The sequence below is a fragment of the Corynebacterium sp. HMSC05H05 genome (assembly GCF_001807265.1).
Lineage (GTDB): Bacteria > Actinomycetota > Actinomycetes > Mycobacteriales > Mycobacteriaceae > Corynebacterium.
In genome coordinates this window covers 66,104-82,806 of record NZ_KV788368.1, presented here as the reverse complement: position 1 = coordinate 82,806, position 16,703 = coordinate 66,104, and the positions used below count along the sequence as shown (strand labels likewise).

The window sequence follows — 16,703 nt, the reverse complement described above, 5'->3', positions numbered from 1 at the left end:
CGGGTGAACCTGCGACGCCGACTTGCCGCCTGCCTAGGCATCATCGTCGCCTGCGGCGCGCTCAACCTCGCCTCCCCCGTTGTGATCGCGCAACAGCGCACCCTTGATCCGGGCGTGTACACCATGCTTTTCGACGGCACTTCGCCCCGCACCCGCACCATCGAGCTTTCCAAAGCCCCGAAACGCCTGGACGCGGTGGTCACGCTGGACGGTGAAGAGGTGGACGCGTTTCCCATCGATCCCTCCACCGCCTTTCCCGCGAAGGGGCGCGCCGGGCTGGGGCCGCTGTTGCCGTACCGCCCGGAGCGGCGCACCTACCCGCTGTTCGACTCCACCTCCGGGGAGGATGTCGGTCTGGACTATTTGGGCCCCGGTTCGGTGCGGGGGTTGGACACGTACAAGTACTCGGCTGCGCTGTCGGATGGCTGCGTGCGCACCGTTGATGCGGAGCGGCGCACCGGCCGCATCCTCGACGAGGTGTGGGACTGTGGGCCCGACCAGTGGGTGCTGGCCGAAGAGACGAAGGCGGCGCAGGTGGACGCTGCGGCGCGCGACGTGGCGTGGCTGCGCGGGTTGCAGGTGATGGCGGTGATCACCCGTGTGGTCGCCGCCGCGGCGTTTGTGGCGGGCCTGGTGCTGTATGCGCGCCGCCGTTAGCCGCTGGTGGGCGCCGGTGTACGGCGCGCTACTGGTGTTGGGGTTGACCTGGCCGTTTTTGGTGCCCGGCGAGGCGTTCGCGCTGCGCGACATGATGGTGTTTGACCAGATGGCGCTCACCAGGGCTTCGCTGGGCTGGGGCGATCTGGCCGCGCGCAACGTGCCACAGGACGCGCTGTTGGGGATCTTGCCGTGGCCGGTGGCGTTCGTGCGGGTGTTCATGGTCGCCGCCGCCGGGTGCGCAGCGTGGGCGGGGTACCGGTTCGGGCGCACCCCGTTCGGGCAGGCGGCGGCGATGACGGTGGCGGTGTGGAATCCGTTTGTGGTGGAGCGGCTGCTGCAGGGGCAGTGGTCGCTGGCCGCGGCGGCGTGGCTGCTGCCGCTGGTGGCGTTGGGGCTTGTGCCGGCATCAGGGCTGGCGCACTGGTTGGCGTCGTTGACCCCCACAGGTGCCCTGGCGGCGGCGTGTTTTGCCCGCGGCTGGCGCGGGGTGGCGGTCAGCGTGTGCACCTGTCTGCCGTGGGTGGCGGCGGGCGTGTTCGCCGGGGTGCCCGGCACGTCTTCGGCCGCGTCCGCTGCGGCGTTTGCCCCGCGGGCGGAAGCGCACGCGGGCACCCTCGGATCTTTGCTGGGCTTGGGCGGGATCTGGAACGGCCAGGCGGTGCCGGCCTCGCGCGAGCTCGGGTTCGCGCTTTTCGGGGTGGCGCTGTGTGCCCTGCTCGCGCTGTCCTGGCGGGCGGTGCCCCGCCGTTTCCTCCTGCTGGCAGCGCTGGGGTTCGCGGTTGCGCTGGCCTCCTGGGCGGGGCTCACTGCACCACTGGTCCAGCATCTGCCCGGCGGCGGCCTGCTCCGCGACGGCCAAAAGTGGCTCATCCTCGCCATCCCCGCCTTCGTCGCCGCTGCCGGCGCGCTTGATCCCCGGCGCGCGCTCGCCGCCGCAGCGTTCGCACTGCTGCAGGTCCCGGACGCGCCAGTCGCCCTCGCCGCGCTCACCCCCACCACCGTCGAGGTCCCCGCCGTCGACCACCGCGGCCGCGACGTCCTCTTCGAGTCCCGCCCGGCGCTTGTGCCTATCGACGGCCACCCGGCCGTCGACCCCGCCCCCAAAGCCATGAACGTTGTCGAATCCGGCGCGCTGACGGTGGACGGGGTGGCGGTGGACCCGCCGTCGCTGCGGTGGACGGCGGCGCAGGCTGCCTTAGACGACCAGGAACGCCTGCGCGAGCTGGGCGTCGGTGTGGTGGTGCGCGCCGACGGTTCCGTGGCCGAGACTGGTGAGCCCGCGCGCCCTCTGCCGCCTGCCGGTGTGGCGTTGTTTGTCTTGTGGTGCATGGTGCCATTGCTACAGTGTGTCCAAAATCACACATCCCCTCAAAAGAACCCCTACCAGCGCTTTTCTAAGAATTAGTTGGCTTAGACCAATTAATGTGGACTTCCAATCATTGATCCTCTTGCACTGTTCGCCCCGCCCGTCCTAAAGTGAACTCAAAGTTAACAACAGGTTACGTACATGCGTAACCCTGAGCCTAGAGAAGGAGCAGATACCGCTTCTGCAAGGAGGAACACACCATGGCTAACACAATTGACTTCAGCATCATCCGCGAGCGCGCGCTGCGCAACATCCGCGAGGACCTGCTCGCCGAGTTCGCCGGCCAGTTCGACACACTCGAGATCAACGACGCATTCGATGCTGTCCTGCGCACCCATCGCAACTCCGCCGTGATCGAGGACTTTATCCCTGTCCTCGTCGAGGCCGAGATGCGCGACCGTCTCCGCGACGGCGAGCTGTTCCCCTCCGCGGCATAACACCGCATAACCCTCAACGCCCAGCCCTTCCCAGCGGCTGGGCGTTTTGCTATGTTCGAACGAAACTGTCGGTAGCGGAAAAGCTCGCCGGCACCCAGCGAACGTCAACCCTCCGTGCCCGGGGTAAGGGGCACCTTGCATGGCGCCTTGTGGCCGTATCAGGGCTGAAGCGGTTCGATTCCGCTCACACGCACATCGCATGCGGCCTGCACGACGCACACGGGCACGACCCCCACCACAGGGTTGCACCGAGCACTGTTTACTACCGCGACGTTGGGGGTGCCTCGGACGCATCCGCGAGGGTTGGGAACGGGGACAGAAACGTACAAGGAGGCACACATGCTGCTCGCAGAGGCACTGGCGCGCCGCGCCGAGGCGCAGGACCGTCTAAACAAGCTGCAGGAACGCCTGGTGCAGGGCGCGATGATCCAGGAGGGCGACGCGCCCGTCGAGGACCCGGCGGCCATGCTCGAGGAAGCCGCCGCCCTCCTCCAGGAAATTGAGACACTGGTGCGCCGCATCAACCACACCAATGCGCAGACAGCGTTCGAGGGCGCCACACTCACCGACGCCATCGCACGCCGCGACGCGCTGCTGCGCTCCCGCCGCCTCTACGCCGCCGTCGCCGACGCAGGCACCATGACCGGCTCCCGCTACTCGCGCTCCGAGGTCCGCTTCGTCCCCGCCGTGGACGTGAAATCCCTGCGTGACATGGCCGACAGCGCCGCGAAGGCCTACCGCGAGCTGGACACGAAGATCCAGCAGCTCAACTGGACAACTGAGCTAATTTAGAGCTCCAATAATCTTCGCGAACCTTCGGCCGGTCTCCTCCCAGGAGAACCGCGCCGCCCACTCGCGCGCCGCGGGAGCCATTGCTTCTCGACGCCCAAGGGTCTCCCCCACAACCTGCTCAAACTCCTCGCCGGGCTGCACCAGCCGACCAGTCTCGCCGTCGCGGATAGAGTCCGCCACCCCGCCGGCAGACGCGTACGCCACGGTGGGCACCCCGTGCTGCGCCGCCTCAATCACCGCGATCCCCCAACCCTCTTTCCGCGAAGGCAGCAGGTGCAGCTCCGCCCGCTCAAGCAGCGCATGCTTGTACGGCTCGGACACGTGCCCGTGGAAGACCACCTTGTCGCCGTAGGGGGCGGCGTACTCGCGCAGCTGGTCCTCCCACCAGCCGGAACCGATCACATCCAGCACGGCGCCATGCATACCCGCCACCGCGTCGATCGCCTCCTCGATGCGCTTGTGCGGAACCAGGCGCGAAAGGGTGACCAGGTGCAACCTTTGGTCGTCGTGAAGCACAGGCGTGTGCGCCGGCACCGGGTCCACGCCGTTTTCCACGATCTCAATGTCGCCCTCACGCACCCCGAGCGCCACCAAGTCGTGCTTCGAAGCTTGCGACACCGTCACGTACTGCGCGCCCCTGTACACGCGAGGCGCGACGCGCGACTCCAAAAACCACCCCAAGCGGCGGATCAGCGGGCCCGCCACCGGCCACTGCTCCTTGTGGCAGTGGTGCGTCAGCAGCACCACGGGCTTTCTCGTGAACAGCCGCGCGAAAAACGGGATGCCGTTTTGCGTGTCCACCACCACGTCCGGACGGTTGCGCCAGATAGATAGCGGCGCCGCAAGGTACACGCCGAACTTTCCCCCGGCGCGCTCGTAGCGCACCCCGTTGCGCCGCGAGCGCCTTGGTGCGTCCGTGTGCGTCGCGCTGCGGTAAATCACCTCGTGGCCCTGCGCCGCGAGGTACTCGCCAACGCGCTCGAGGTAGCGCTCCGACCCGCCGCCTTGCGGGTGGGTGGAGTCGCGCCAGCACAGAAGCAGAATCTTCATGGTGCGATGACCTCGAGTCCAACTTCACGCGAGGCATCCGCGAGGCGGTCGTCGTAGGTGAGCATCGCATCGGCCTCCAAATCCAGCGCGGCCTGCAGGTGGATCGCATCCAGCGTTCGCAGGTACGGCATGGGCAGCATGCTCGCGCTTCGCAGCGTCGCCCGGTTGAGTTCCGCAAGCGAAATTCCGCGCAAGATGAGCGTGACTTCCCCCTGGGGCCTGCCCAAACGCACCGCTAGCCGCCGCATCTCAATTTCGAGCAGGTCCGACGACACCACCTCACACTCCCCTGCCTCGAGCCAGAGCCGCATCGCGTGCGTGTGCGGCTCCGCTTTCAGCAGGCAGGCGATAGCCGATGTATCCGCATACACCCGCCGCATCCTAGAAGCGGTCCTCGCGCATATCATCGAGCATCTCGGCCAACGGTTCGCCTTCCGTCGGCTCCACCGGAAGGTCCAGCCAGCCGCCGACACGGGTGGCGGGGCGTGTGATGGCCAGCCGCGGTTTCGGCTCGTCAAGAGGCACAAGTCGCCCCACTGGTTCGCCGTTGTTGGTGACCACGAAGCTGTGCCCCGCCCGCACCGCGCGCAGGATCCGCGCGGAATCGTTGCGTAGTTCGCGCTGCGATATCCTGCGTTCAACCAGCGATTCGTCGTATTCCGGCGTGGCCATGCACTGCACTGTAGCACGGTTGCTACGGTATGCCTATGCACCGTACCCGCCGGATGGCCACACTTTCCCGCTCGCTCCGGCTGTTGCGCGCGTTTTCCTACGAGCAGTTCCGCCCGCGCATCTTCTACTCCATGCTCGCCCGCGACACGCGTTCGCTTCTCGACGCCCTCTCGCACGACCTCCTTGACACCCCCGTCACCGGCGCATCCGTGTTAGACGTCGGCGGCGGGCCCGGCTACTTCGCCGACGCCTTCTCGGACTGCTTCTACGTGGGCCTAGAGCCGGACGCCTCTGAAATGTCCGCCGCAGGGATCTCCGGCTTCGGTTCCGTGCGCGGCGACGGTGCGGCCCTACCCTTCGCCGACGACTCCTTCGACGTGGTGTACGCCTCCAACGTCGCCGAGCACATCCCGAACTGGCAAGCCATGGGCGACGAGATGCTGCGCGTGGCCAAACCCGGCGGGCTGGTGGTGCTCAGCTACACGGTGTGGCTCGGGCCGTTCGGCGGGCACGAGACAGGCCTGTGGCAGCACTACGTAGGCGGGGAGTACGCGCGCCGTCGATACGCAAAGGTGCACGGCCGCGACCCGAAGAACATCTTCGGCGAGTCCCTGTTTGCCGTCTCCGCGCGCGAGGGCCTCGCCTGGGCGGAGGCCACCGGCCAGCTCGCGGCCACATTCCCCCGTTACCACCCGTGGTGGGCGTGGTGGGTCACCCGCGTGCCCGTGCTGCGCGAGTTCGCGGTGTCGAACCTCGTGCTCGTGCTGCGCAAGGGTTAAAAACGCGGCCGCAGCAGCAAATTACGTTGCACCCGATCCATTTTCTTCATCACCCCGAGTGTCTGGGGAGACATCGCATGAACCAACGCGTACATATCAGCCAATCGTTCTTGATGGTCAACGTTGAGTATTTGTTCCTGATGGCTCACACGGTTTCTCAACCGACGTAGCTGCTCGAGCGCTACCGCGACGGCGTACCCGCTCTCCACCTGAACTGGAACAAGAGGATGAATGCTTGATCGGTGCGCGCTTACGAGTTTTTCAGTCAATCCCGGAAACCCACCGGAGAGAGCATGTATCCACAGGTTCTCCTTCGCTGAGAACCCACTGGCGAAATTCGAGCGGCTACGCGGGGCCTGCAAGGGGAATAGTGAGCTGATATTGCCGAATGAAAGCTGCGAAATTCGGTCATCCAAGGTTATCGGAGCACTAAACCGCGGATGATTTCGCGGTCTGCGACGCGCGCTGCTCTCTGCGGCGTTCCTCGCGTCTGAAGCCATTCGGCTGACCGCTTTCTTTAGCGGCTGAGCTGGATCCTCCAACCAGTCCTCGCTATTGCCTTGAGCTTGATTCCATTTTCTGAGTTCGCAATCAATACGGTTGCGCAGTACAGGCTCAAAAATCGAGAGAGCCTCGTACCAAGCCGATGCCACCGCGCTTTGCCACAGGTACAAGGACTGAACGGAGCGGTCAGAAACAGAGTTCGCGCTACGGCCTGTCTCCCCCACAATGGCCATGCGGTATGAGTGCACCCGTGCACTGCTAAGCCCCCGAAGCATCCCACCATTCATGCAGGTAACGGTAACAAAAAACCCGCCTTTCGGCGGGTTTTCTGCAAAATTAACAACAGATCCTGTCTGAAGTTTTCCAACAGCAATGATACAACATCACTGCTGTGCTACTCAAGCGCTTACTTCGCTGCAGCCTGGATGCGCTCGTCCAGCTTCTTCAGCTGGTCGAAGATCTCCTGCGGCACGCGGGAACCGAGGCCCTCGAGGTAGCGACGGGAGTCCGCGACGTCTTCCTTCCACAGCTCCGGGTCTGCGGTGAGCGCCTCGCGCACGTCCTCGATCGGGGTGTCCAGGCCGGTCAGGTCCAGGTCTTCAGCGCGGGCGGTGTAGCCGACCACGGTCTCGTCGGCGTCGACCTTGCCCTCGATGCGATCGATGACCCACTTGAGCACGCGGGAGTTGTCGCCGAAGCCCGGCCACAGGAAGCGGTCGTCGTCGCCGCGGCGGAACCAGTTGACCAGGAAGATCTCTGGCATGCGGTCGCCGCCCTTTTCGCCCATGTCCAGCCAGTGCTGGAAGTAGTCGCCCACGTTGTAGCCCATGAACGGCAGCATGGCCATCGGGTCGTGGCGCAGGGATCCGACCTTCGCTTCCGCGGAGGCGGCGGTCTGGCCAGAGGAGAGCATCGCGCCGATCATGGTGCCGTGCTCCCAGTTGTGGGCCTGGGTGACCAGCGGCACGGTGTCCGGGCGACGACCGCCGAAGAGGATGGCGTCGATCTTCACACCCTGCCAGTCGTTGAACTCCGGTGCGGCGGCCGGGCACTGCTCGATGGCCACGCAGTAGCGAGAGTTCGGGTGGGCGGCCTTGGAGGAGGACTCCGGTGTCCAGTCCTCGCCGCGCCAGTCGATGAGGTGGGCGGGCGCCTCGCCGTCCATGCCTTCCCACCAGACGTCGCCGTCGTCGGTGAGCGCGACGTTGGTGAACAGGATGTTGCCCGGCTCCATGCTCTTCATAGCAATCGGGTTGGAGGCGTAGTTGGTGCCCGGCGCGACGCCGAAGAAGCCGTTCTCCGGGTTCACGGCATACAGGCCGTCCTCGCGCAGGTGCATCCAGGCGATGTCGTCGCCGACCACCTCGGCCTTCCAGCCGTCCAGCGTCGGGGTGATCATGGCCAGGTTGGTCTTGCCGCACGCAGACGGGAAGGCGGCGGCGACGTGGTAGGCCTTGCCCTCAGGCGAGGTGAGCTTGAGAATGAGCATGTGCTCGGCCATCCAGCCCTCTTCCTTCGCCATCACGGATGCGATGCGCAGTGCGTAGCACTTCTTGGCCAGGATGGCGTTGCCGCCGTAGCCGGAGCCGTAGGACCAGATCTCCTTGGTCTCCGGGAACTGGGAGATGTACTTGGTGTCGTTGCACGGCCACGCCACGTCCTCCTGGCCCGGCTCAAGCGGGGCGCCGACGGAGTGGAGGCAGTGCACGAAGTTCTCACCCTGGATCTTCTCCAGCGCTTGGGCGCCCATGCGGGTCATGATGCGCATGGAGAGCACGACGTAGGCCGAGTCGGTCAGCTGCACGCCGAGCTTCGGGTCCGGGTCGGAGATGGGGCCCATGCAGAACGGCACGACGTACATGGTGCGGCCGCGCATGGAGCCTGTGAAGTGCTCCAGCATCTCTTCCTTGAGTGCTGCCGGCTTCATCCAGTTGTTGGTCGGGCCTGCGTCTTCCTCGTTCTCGGTGGAGATGAAGGTGCGGGATTCCACGCGTGCGACGTCGGACGGGTTGGAGCGGGCGAGGAAGGAGTTGGGGCGCTTTTCCTCGTTGAGCTTGATCAGGGTGCCTGCGTCGACGAGTTCGGCGGTGAGGCGGTCCCATTCTTCCTGGGAGCCGTCGACGAAGACGACCTTGTCAGGTTGGAAAAGTTCGACCGCCTCGTTGATCCAAGCGATAAGCTTTTCGTTGTCGGTGGGGTTGTTCCCCTCCAGGCGCTTGATTTCGGCGGTCATTTAGGTACTCCTTGTGTAACTGGTTATGGCCAGTGCGCGTGCGAAATTCATCGTTGTTGCGCCCCAAGAGTATCGAAACGGGCGTTCATCTGGCCAAAAGTTCCGACCAATTTGCGCACGCTGGATATAACCAGCTGGCCCGAGCACGACCTTTGCAAGAAACGGGGGTGGCACCCTACCCCCCGTCGCCCGTTCTTGAGCCTTTGCTTTACGACGCCTCCGGGGGTGCCTCACGGAGCTTGCGTTTGCCCTGTTCATGTGGACAATAAACGTGATGAATAATACTGAAAATTTCCGCCCCGGAACGGGCGAATTGCCAGCGGGCCGCCCGCTGCAAACCGAGTTCGACACCGGCCTGGATTACCCGCGCCTGGGTTCCGTGACCTTCCGCCGCGGCACCCTCACCGAGAATCAGGAGGCCCTGTTCGACGAACACTGGCCGCGCCTGGGCCGCGTGCTGGCGGAAGGGTCGGACGAACGCATCGACGTCGACGAGTGGTTCGGCCGCTCCGGCCACCCCACGATCCTGGAGATCGGCTCCGGGACCGGCACCTCCACCGCCGCGATGGCGCCGCTGGAGGCGGACACGAACGTCATCGCCGTGGAGCTGTACAAGCCGGGCCTGGCCAAGTTGCTCGGCTCGGTGGTGCGCGGCGGCATCGACAACATCCGCATGGTGCGCGGCGACGGCGTGGAGGTGCTGGCCCGCATGTTCGGCGAGGAGTCCCTCGACGGCGTGCGCATCTTCTTCCCGGACCCGTGGCCGAAGGCGCGCCACCACAAACGCCGCATCATCCAGTCCGGCACCCTGAACCTGATCGCCACGCGCTTGAAGCCGGGCGGCGTGCTGCACGTGGCCACGGACCACGCAGATTACGCCGAGTGGATCGACGAGCTGGTGAACGTGGAACCGATGCTGGAGTACAAGGGCTGGCCATGGGCGGAAGCGCCGCTGCTCACGGACCGGCAGGTGATCACTAAGTTCGAAGGCAAAGGTCTGGACAAGGATCACGTGATCCGCGAGTACCTGTGGGAGAAGAAGTAGCCATGGATCTGCAAGCGCTGTCGCACCCGTACACCCCTGGCGCGCCCGCCGGCCCGGAGAGTCTGCTGCTGGTGTGGGACGCGCCGAACCTGGACATGGGCCTCGGCGCGATCTTAGGCGGGCGCCCGACTGCGGCGCACCGTCCCCGCTTCGACGCGATTGGGCGCTGGCTTATCAGCGAAGCCGAAGCCCGCGCCGACGACCTCGGCCGCGACATTGAGCCGGAGGCGACGGTGTTCACCAATGTCTCGGCCGGCGGCGCGGATTCCATCCGCCCGTGGGTGGAAGCGCTGCGCAACGTCGGTTTCGCGGTGTTTGCCAAGCCGAAGAGCGACGAGGATTCGGACGTGGACCAGGACATGCTGGCCCACATCGACCGCCGCCGCGACGAGGGCGTGCTGCAGGGCGTCGTGGTTGCCTCGGCGGACGGACAGAATTTCCAGGAGCCGCTGCTCGAGCTCGTCGACGCCGACATCCCCGTGACCGTCCTCGGCTTCCACGAGCACGCCTCCTGGGCGGTGAACTCCCCGGATGTGGATTTCGTGGACCTGGAGGACATCCCGGGCGTGTTCCAGAACCCGCTGCCGCGGGTGAACCTGGACCGGCTGCCGGACGGCGGCGCGTGGCTGCAGCCGTTCCGCCCGCTGCGCTCCCTGCTGCACAACACCCGCGACTAGGAGGCCGGAGATGTTTTACAAGTGGGGCCGTTTCGCGTTCCGCCACCGCCGGATCATCCCGCTGGTGGTCATCGTGCTCATCCTGGCCATGCAGGTGCTGTTCGGCTCGAAGCTGGGCGAGCGCCTGTCCCAGGAGGGCTGGGAGGACCCGGGCGCGGACTCGACCACCGCCGCCGCGATCGAGCAGGAGACGTTCGGCCGCGACAACTCGGGCGATGTGATTGTGCTGGTGAGCTCTCCGGAGGGCGTCGACAGGCAAGAGCTTCTCGGCGAAGCCAACGCCCAGCTGAACTCCCTGCGCGAGCAACATCCCGACGAAATCGCCCACGTCACCAGCTATTTCGAGCGCCCCAACCCGCAGCTGGTCAACGCCGAGCACACGAAGGCGTTCGCGGCGATCGGGCTCAAGGGCGACGGCGAGCAGACGCTGAAGGACTTCCGCACCATCAAGCCCGCGCTCGAGGCGATGGAGCTGCCGGGCGCGACCGTGCAGGTCGCCGGCGCGACCGCGGTGGCCGACGCGCTGGACGAGGGCATGGCCGCCGACATCGCCCGCGCTGAGAAGATCGGCCTGGTGTTCGTGGCCGTCATCCTGCTGTTCGTTTTCGGCGGCGTGGTCGCTGCGGCGATGCCGCTGATCGTGGGCATATTGTCCATCATCGGCTCACTGTCGCTGCTGTCGGTGCTGGCGCAGTACCAGCAGGTGAACATCTTCTCGCAGTCCATCATCACGCTGCTGGGCCTGGGCCTGGCCATCGACTACGGCCTGTTCATGGTTTCGCGCTTCCGCGAGGAGCTGGACCGCGGCGCGGACGTCGAGGAGGCGGTGGCGGTGACCACAAACACCGCCGGCAAGACGGTGTTCTTCTCCGCGCTGATGGTGGGCGTGGCCCTGTCCGGGCTGCTGATGTTCCCGCAGGCCTTCCTCAAATCCGTGGCCTACGGCGCGATGAGCGCGGTGCTGCTCGCCGCCGTGATCTCCGTGGCGGTGCTGCCGGCGCTGTTCGGCATGCTTGGCCCCAAGATCGACATGTGGTCGGTGCGTCGTCGCTCTTCCCGCAGCGGCGACGAAGGAGCCGTTGCGGACACCGTGTGGTACAAGATTCCGGCGTGGGCGATGCGCCACGCCAAGGCCGTCGTGGTCGGCTGTGCGGCCCTGTTGCTCCTGCTCACCGTGCCGATCGTGGGCATCACCTTCGGCGGCATCAACGAGACGTACCTGCCGCCGAGCCAGGCCACCCGCCAGGCCCAGGACGAGTTCAACGAGGAGTTCCCCGCCTTCCGCACCGACCCGGTCAAGCTCGTGGTCACCGGCGCGGACAACCAGCAGCTCGTGGACATCGTGATGCAGACCCGCCAGGTCGAGGGCCTGGCCGCGCCGCTCAAACCCGCGCACGCCACGCAGGACGGCACCACGGTGCTTTCCGCCCCGTTGGCGGATAGGGCCGGGGGCGCGAACGTCGTGAAGCAATTGCGAAACATCGACACCCCCGAGGGCGTCGAGACCTACGTCGCAGGCACCCCGGCGATGGAAACCGAGTCCATCGAGGCGCTGCTGAAACGCCTGCCGTGGATGGCGCTGTACATGGTCATCGCCACGTTCCTGCTGATGGCGCTAGTGTTCGGCTCCGTGATCCTGCCGGCGAAGGCCGTGATCATGAACGTGCTCGGTATCGGCGCCACGCTCGGCTTCCTCACCGCCGTGTTCGTCGACGGCCTCGGCGCCGGCGCGCTGAACTTCACCCCGGGTCCGCTAATGAGCCCGATCCTGGTGCTGATCATCTCCATCCTCTACGGCCTGTCCACGGACTACGAGGTCTTCCTGGTCTCGCGCATGGTCGAGGCGCGCCAGGACGGCGAAAGCACCGACGAGGCGATCAAGCGCGGCACCGCGCACACCGGCGGCATCATCACCGCCGCGGCGCTCATCATGATCGTCGTCGCCGCCGCCTTCGCGCTCAGCGAGATTGTGATGATGAAGTACATCGCCTACGGCATGATCTTCTCGCTCGCGCTCGACGCCACCCTGATCCGCCTGCTGTTCGTGCCCGCGGTGATGCACTTGCTGCGCGAGGACAGCTGGTGGGCGCCGCGCTGGGTCAAGCGCCTGGCCGGCGCGTTCGGGGAGGGCTCAAGCCTATCGACGCCACCGCGCACCGAAACCTCCATCGCCCACATGGTGCCCGACACGCAACCCGGCCGCGCGGGAGTGTCGGTGTCCGAGGACGCCTCGCTGGTTCCGTTTACCCAGCTCATGCGCGACCTGGAGGAGCGCCGCGCACGCCAGGCGCTGGAGCAGCTGAAGAAGAAGGAACTTGAGCGCTAACACGTGGCGCCAGTGGCTGCGCTGGCTCGCGCCCGTGGCCATCATGGTGGTCGTGCTGGTGGTGTTGCGCGACGAGATGCCGTTTTTCGGGGAGGCGTGGAGGGCGGTCGGCGCGGCGTCGACAGGCCCGCTGCTGTTCGCGGTGGCCACGGCGGTGCTGTCGCTGGCGGCGATGGCCGCGGTGATGCAGATCCTGCTCAACGTGGAGGGTCGCATTACGGGAGTGGCGCGCACGAACGCGATCGTGTTCGCCTCCAACGCCTGGTCCACCACGGTGCCGGGCGGGCCTGCGCTGTCGGCGTGGCTGACGTTTCGGGTGCACCGGTCCTGGGGCGCGTCGGTGGGGCTGTGCGGCTGGTTCTTCGTGGTCTCCGGCGCGCTGTCGACGGTGTGGATGGTGCTCATCGGCGTGGTCGCGGTGGCGCTTTTGGGCGCGGAGCTGTCCGTGTGGTCGCTGGTGGCGTCGCTGGCGGCCGCGCTGGCGACGATCGCGGCGGTGTTCTGGGCGACATTGCATCCGGCGGTGCTGAAGCGCTGGGTGCGGTTTCTTCCGGAGAAGGTGCGCGGGCGGGTCGTGGACGTGATCGACCAGGTCTCCGCGATCCGCATCTCCGCGCCGGCGTTTTTCGGCGCGGCGGGGCTGTCGCTTACGAACCGGCTGTTAGACCTGGCCACGATGGTCTTCTCAGTGTGGGCCGTGGCCGGCCAGGGCGTGCCGCTTGCCGGGGTGTGCCTGGCGTTCATCATGACCAAGCTGGCCGGCTCGGCCCAGGTCACGCCCGGTGGGCTCGGCACGGTGGAGCCCGTGGCCTTGGGCATGCTCGTCGCCGCGGGGTTGCCGCTGGCCCACGCGACCGCCGCGACGGTGGCGTACCGGGCGGTGTCGTTCCTGCTCATCACGGCTATCGGGTGGGTGGTCTACGCCGCGGTGTACGCGGGTCGTGGCTTCATGGTCGGGCGACCGTCCGCCGGCGACGCTGTTTGAGCTGGCGTGACGTTTTCACTTGCGCACCGTACGCAAAATGGGTCTAAGGTGGCCCTACATGAGCGTTTCCAGCATGCTTTACGGTCGCAGCGTGGATTTCGAACGCGTCTTGCCGGTCGGCTGGCACGCGCACGAGGAGGGGGTCGCCGCGCTCCTGGATAGCTTCCGGCGGGTGCCGGACGGCCAGCGGGTGCGCCTGGCCAAGAAGACGTCGAACCTCTTCCGCTCCCGCGACGCGGGGAGCGCCGGACTCGATGTAGAGGGCCTGCGCGGCGTCATCGCCGTCGACCCGGTGACGAAAACAGCCGACGTGCAGGGTATGTGCACCTATGAGGACCTCGTCGACGCCACCCTGCCGTACGGCCTCGCGCCATTGGTGGTGCCGCAGCTAAAAACTATTACTCTCGGCGGCGCAGTTTCCGGCATGGGCGTGGAGTCCACCTCCTTCCGCAACGGTCTGCCGCACGAGTCCGTGCTCGAGATGGACGTGCTCGTGGGCACCGGCGACATCGTCACCTGTTCGCGCGACGAAAACGTCGCGCTCTTCCGCGCGTTCCCGAACTCGTACGGCTCGCTTGGCTACGCGGTGCGCCTCACCATCGAGCTGGAAGAGGTTGAGCCGTTTGTCGAGCTCCAGCATGTGCGCTACGACGACCTCACGGCCTTCCAGGACGCCCTCGCCGACGCTGCCGCCACCGGTGAATGGGCCGGGCGCGCCCTGCACGGCCTCGACGCCGTCGCGTTCTCCCCCACCGAGCAGTACCTAGTCTGCGCCTTCCAGGTGGGCCAAGCGCCGGGAACGTCCGACTACACGCGCGATGCCGTGTACTACCGCTCGCTGCAGCACCCGTCCGGAGTGCACCACGACTTCCTCACCGTCCGCGACTACATCTGGCGCTGGGACACCGACTGGTTCTGGTGCTCCCGCGCCTTCGGCACCCAGAACCCGAAGGTGCGCAAACTCTGGCCGCGCGAGCTGCGCCGCAGCGCGTTCTATTGGAAGCTCGTGGGCCTGGACAAGAAGTACGACCTCGAGTACCGGTTCCTGAAGAAGCCGAAGGGTCTGCCGCGCACTGAGCGAGTTGTGCAAGACATCGAGGTGCGGGACACACAGGTCGCCGAGTTCCTCGACTGGTTCTTCAAAGCCAGCGACATCGAACCGGTCTGGCTGTGTCCAATCCGGCTGCGCGACGGCGTCGAAACGCTGGCTGGCGTCGGGCTGGACGCCCAGGCACCGTGGCCGCTCTACCCCCTCGAGCCGGGGACGACCTGGGTGAACGTCGGCTTCTGGTCCGGCGTACCGGAGGTGAAGCCGGGGGCCTTCAACAGGGTCATTGAGCGAAAGGTCTCCGATCTCGGCGGGCATAAGTCCCTGTACTCAGAGGCGTTCTACGACCGCACCGAGTTCGAGCGTCTCTACGGCGGGGATCTACCGGAGCGCATGAAGGCCCAGTACGACCCGGACCGGCGCTTCCCGGGCCTCTACGAGAAAACAGTGGAAAACGCGTAGGAGAATGACCATGCACATGACCGTCGCAGATATCGTCGACACCCTCTTCCCCAGTGGCACGCCGTTCAAATGGGAAGCCTTCGACGGCTCCTCGACAGGCCCGGCAGATGCCAAGCACACCGTGAAGGTGAACAGCCCCGAGGGCCTGTCCTACATCGTCACCCACCCCGGCGATGTCGGACTCGCCCGCGCCTGGGTCACCGACGGTCTGACTGTTGAAGGCGCGCACCTGGCGCACCCCTACGACGTCTTCGACGACATGCGCACCCTCTACAACAACTACAAGCGCCCGAACCCGCGCGAGCTCGTGCGCATCGCGCGCTCCCTGCGTTCCATGGGCGCACTGCAGATCCAGCCAATTCCGGAGGCGGAGCAAGCGTCCTGGCTCGAGCGCACCATCCGCCAGGGCCTCGCCCCGCACTCGAAGGAACGCGACGCCCAGGTTATTTCGTCCCACTACGACGTAGGCAACGACTTCTACGAACTGTTCCTCGGCGACTCTATGGCCTACACCTGCGCTTACTACCCCACTCCGGACGCCACGCTCGACGAGGCGCAGGAAAACAAGTTCCGCCTCGTCTTTGAGAAGTTGAACCTTAAACCCGGTGACAAGCACCTCGACGTCGGCTGCGGCTGGGGCTCAATGGTGCGTTACGCAGCCCGCCAGGGCGTGAAGTCCCTCGGCGTCACCCTCTCGAAGGAGCAGGCAGAGTGGGCGCAGGCGAAGATCAAGGAGGAGGGTCTGGAGGACCTCGCGGAGGTGCGCTTCCTGGACTACCGCGACGTCACCGAAACCGGCTTCGACGGCATCTCCTCCATTGGCTTGCTCGAGCACATCGGGGTGAAGAACTACGCCTCCTACTTTGAGTTTCTCGCCGACAAGCTACGCCCGGGCGGCGTGATGGTCAACCACTGCATCACTTACCCGGACAACCACAAGACGTCGCAGGGCGACTTCATCAACCGCTACATCTTCCCAGACGGCGAGCTCACCGGCTCCGGCACGATCATCCACGAGATGCAGGACCACGGCTTCGAGGTCTTCCACGAAGAGAACATCCGCTTCGATTACATGCGCACGCTGCGTGACTGGTGCGAAAACCTCAAGGCCAACTGGGACGAGGCGGTCTCGCTGGTCGGCATGAACACCGCCAAGCTGTGGGGCATGTATATGGCGGGTTCGGAATGGGGCTTCGAGCACGACGTCGTCGAGCTGCACCAGGTCGTGGGCATCAAGCTTGCTAGCGACGGCTCCCGCGCCGGCACGCCTGAACGCCGGTGGTGGAACGACTCGGTGTTCTAGGTTCTAGAGTGGCTGGCATGCGCAACACTATCTCCAAGCCTTACGCCATCGCCACCGACTACGTCGCCATCGCCGCCTTCGCCTTCCTGGCGCGCGCGGCGCACCAGTCCGACGATATGCCGTTCAACTTCTCCGGCTGGCTGTCCACCCTGTGGCCCTTCGCCCTTGGTGTCACACTCGGCTGGCTGATTTCCCGCGAAAACAAGGGCGGACTCATCTGGATTGTCACCGTGGTCACCGGCCTGGTGATCTGGGGCATTCGCAATCAGGCGATCCCCCACTGGTCGTTCATCATCGTGGCCACGGTGATGTCCGCACTGCTCATGCTGGGCTGGCGCGGCGTAGCCAAGCTCGTGCGCAAATA

General features: G+C 66.0%; 17 protein-coding genes. 12 read left to right on the top strand and 5 right to left on the bottom strand.

Translation table 11 applies throughout. The features are described from left to right. Positions 1-3: 3 nt before the first annotated feature. From HMPREF3151_RS00365 to HMPREF3151_RS00350, 4 genes are all read left to right on the top strand, one after another. Positions 4-657 carry a porin PorA family protein gene (locus tag HMPREF3151_RS00365; RefSeq protein ID WP_070472016.1) on the top strand — a complete coding sequence of 218 codons (654 nt, stop codon included), beginning with the start codon at positions 4-6 and terminating at the stop codon, positions 655-657. Continuing rightward, positions 641-2,065, top strand: coding sequence for an MmpA family trehalose lipid delivery protein (locus HMPREF3151_RS00360; protein WP_070472015.1), 1,425 nt, complete (start codon positions 641-643; stop codon positions 2,063-2,065). Before HMPREF3151_RS00365 ends, HMPREF3151_RS00360 begins: the two co-directional genes overlap by 17 nt. Positions 2,066-2,226: 161 nt before the next feature. Next, positions 2,227-2,463, top strand: a complete 237-nt coding sequence (locus HMPREF3151_RS00355) for a three-helix bundle dimerization domain-containing protein (RefSeq protein WP_070472013.1) — start codon at positions 2,227-2,229, stop codon at positions 2,461-2,463. Between the two features lie 339 nt (positions 2,464-2,802). Beyond that, the gene (locus HMPREF3151_RS00350; RefSeq protein WP_070472011.1) at positions 2,803-3,255 is read left to right on the top strand and encodes a DIP1984 family protein; all 453 of its coding nucleotides are present in this window, start codon (positions 2,803-2,805) and stop codon (positions 3,253-3,255) included. On the opposite strand, the gene HMPREF3151_RS00345 is transcribed toward HMPREF3151_RS00350, so the two are convergent. From HMPREF3151_RS00345 to HMPREF3151_RS00335, 3 genes are read right to left on the bottom strand one after another with little or no spacing between them, the layout of a single operon-like run. Beyond that, the gene (locus HMPREF3151_RS00345; protein WP_070472009.1) at positions 3,247-4,305 is read right to left on the bottom strand and encodes a glycosyltransferase family 4 protein; all 1,059 of its coding nucleotides are present in this window, start codon (positions 4,303-4,305) and stop codon (positions 3,247-3,249) included. The genes HMPREF3151_RS00350 and HMPREF3151_RS00345 overlap by 9 nt on opposite strands. After that, on the bottom strand, positions 4,302-4,685 hold the full coding sequence (locus HMPREF3151_RS00340) for a type II toxin-antitoxin system VapC family toxin (RefSeq protein ID WP_070472007.1): 384 nt from the start codon (positions 4,683-4,685) through the stop codon (positions 4,302-4,304). The genes HMPREF3151_RS00345 and HMPREF3151_RS00340 overlap by 4 nt, the downstream gene beginning before the upstream one ends. 1 nt (position 4,686) lies before the next feature. Further along, complete coding sequence (locus HMPREF3151_RS00335; RefSeq protein ID WP_070472005.1) at positions 4,687-4,977, bottom strand: type II toxin-antitoxin system Phd/YefM family antitoxin; 291 nt, start codon at positions 4,975-4,977, stop codon at positions 4,687-4,689. Positions 4,978-5,012: 35 nt separating this feature from the next. Between HMPREF3151_RS00335 and HMPREF3151_RS00330 the strand changes: the two genes are divergently transcribed. After that, complete coding sequence (locus tag HMPREF3151_RS00330; RefSeq protein WP_070472003.1) at positions 5,013-5,756, top strand: class I SAM-dependent methyltransferase; 744 nt, start codon at positions 5,013-5,015, stop codon at positions 5,754-5,756. Here HMPREF3151_RS00330 and HMPREF3151_RS11700 read toward each other — a convergent pair. Both HMPREF3151_RS11700 and HMPREF3151_RS00320 read right to left on the bottom strand, forming a co-directional pair. Then, a complete protein-coding gene (locus HMPREF3151_RS11700; RefSeq protein ID WP_141741244.1) occupies positions 5,753-6,493 on the bottom strand; it encodes a hypothetical protein in 741 nt (246 codons plus the stop codon). The genes HMPREF3151_RS00330 and HMPREF3151_RS11700 overlap by 4 nt on opposite strands. Positions 6,494-6,666: 173 nt before the next feature. After that, a complete protein-coding gene (locus HMPREF3151_RS00320; RefSeq protein WP_070472000.1) occupies positions 6,667-8,493 on the bottom strand; it encodes a phosphoenolpyruvate carboxykinase (GTP) in 1,827 nt (608 codons plus the stop codon). Positions 8,494-8,767: 274 nt separating this feature from the next. On the opposite strand from HMPREF3151_RS00320, the gene trmB reads away from it, so the two are divergent. The 7 genes from trmB to HMPREF3151_RS00285 form a co-directional block, all read left to right on the top strand. After that, positions 8,768-9,538: a tRNA (guanosine(46)-N7)-methyltransferase TrmB gene (trmB, locus tag HMPREF3151_RS00315; protein ID WP_070472133.1), complete on the top strand. Its 771-nt coding sequence runs from the start codon at positions 8,768-8,770 to the stop codon at positions 9,536-9,538. Between the two features lie 2 nt (positions 9,539-9,540). After that, positions 9,541-10,215, top strand: a complete 675-nt coding sequence (locus tag HMPREF3151_RS00310; protein WP_070471998.1) for an NYN domain-containing protein — start codon at positions 9,541-9,543, stop codon at positions 10,213-10,215. A 10-nt stretch (positions 10,216-10,225) separates the two neighbouring features. Beyond that, positions 10,226-12,541, top strand: a complete 2,316-nt coding sequence (locus HMPREF3151_RS00305; protein WP_070471997.1) for an MMPL family transporter — start codon at positions 10,226-10,228, stop codon at positions 12,539-12,541. Beyond that, the gene (locus HMPREF3151_RS00300; protein ID WP_083290085.1) at positions 12,531-13,526 is read left to right on the top strand and encodes a lysylphosphatidylglycerol synthase transmembrane domain-containing protein; all 996 of its coding nucleotides are present in this window, start codon (positions 12,531-12,533) and stop codon (positions 13,524-13,526) included. The genes HMPREF3151_RS00305 and HMPREF3151_RS00300 overlap by 11 nt, the downstream gene beginning before the upstream one ends. Before the next feature lie 58 nt (positions 13,527-13,584). Further along, positions 13,585-15,036 carry an FAD-binding oxidoreductase gene (locus HMPREF3151_RS00295; protein WP_246815156.1) on the top strand — a complete coding sequence of 484 codons (1,452 nt, stop codon included), beginning with the start codon at positions 13,585-13,587 and terminating at the stop codon, positions 15,034-15,036. 16 nt (positions 15,037-15,052) lie between these two features. Then, positions 15,053-16,339 (top strand): SAM-dependent methyltransferase, encoded by a 1,287-nt coding sequence (locus HMPREF3151_RS00290; RefSeq protein ID WP_141741243.1) that lies wholly within the window; start codon positions 15,053-15,055, stop codon positions 16,337-16,339. Positions 16,340-16,368: 29 nt separating this feature from the next. Beyond that, positions 16,369-16,703 (top strand): DUF3054 domain-containing protein (locus HMPREF3151_RS00285; protein ID WP_070472127.1); only part of this gene is annotated, 335 nt, incomplete at its 3' end.

Bases quoted from the DNA above. Each gene is read 5' to 3' on its own strand.
- HMPREF3151_RS00345 (WP_070472009.1), bottom strand. From the start codon at position 4,305: ATGAAGATTCTGCTTCTGTGCTGGCGCGACTCCACCCACCCGCAAGGC.
- HMPREF3151_RS00290 (WP_141741243.1), top strand. From the start codon at position 15,053: ATGACCGTCGCAGATATCGTCGACACCCTCTTCCCCAGTGGCACGCCG.
- HMPREF3151_RS11700 (WP_141741244.1), bottom strand. From the start codon at position 6,493: ATGGCCATTGTGGGGGAGACAGGCCGTAGCGCGAACTCTGTTTCTGAC.
- HMPREF3151_RS00340 (WP_070472007.1), bottom strand. From the start codon at position 4,685: ATGCGGCGGGTGTATGCGGATACATCGGCTATCGCCTGCCTGCTGAAA.
- HMPREF3151_RS00330 (WP_070472003.1), top strand. From the start codon at position 5,013: ATGCACCGTACCCGCCGGATGGCCACACTTTCCCGCTCGCTCCGGCTG.
- HMPREF3151_RS00350 (WP_070472011.1), top strand. From the start codon at position 2,803: ATGCTGCTCGCAGAGGCACTGGCGCGCCGCGCCGAGGCGCAGGACCGT.
- HMPREF3151_RS00320 (WP_070472000.1), bottom strand. From the start codon at position 8,493: ATGACCGCCGAAATCAAGCGCCTGGAGGGGAACAACCCCACCGACAAC.
- HMPREF3151_RS00335 (WP_070472005.1), bottom strand. From the start codon at position 4,977: ATGGCCACGCCGGAATACGACGAATCGCTGGTTGAACGCAGGATATCG.
- trmB (WP_070472133.1), top strand. From the start codon at position 8,768: ATGAATAATACTGAAAATTTCCGCCCCGGAACGGGCGAATTGCCAGCG.
- HMPREF3151_RS00360 (WP_070472015.1), top strand. From the start codon at position 641: ATGCGCGCCGCCGTTAGCCGCTGGTGGGCGCCGGTGTACGGCGCGCTA.
- HMPREF3151_RS00310 (WP_070471998.1), top strand. From the start codon at position 9,541: ATGGATCTGCAAGCGCTGTCGCACCCGTACACCCCTGGCGCGCCCGCC.
- HMPREF3151_RS00305 (WP_070471997.1), top strand. From the start codon at position 10,226: ATGTTTTACAAGTGGGGCCGTTTCGCGTTCCGCCACCGCCGGATCATC.
- HMPREF3151_RS00355 (WP_070472013.1), top strand. From the start codon at position 2,227: ATGGCTAACACAATTGACTTCAGCATCATCCGCGAGCGCGCGCTGCGC.
- HMPREF3151_RS00295 (WP_246815156.1), top strand. From the start codon at position 13,585: ATGAGCGTTTCCAGCATGCTTTACGGTCGCAGCGTGGATTTCGAACGC.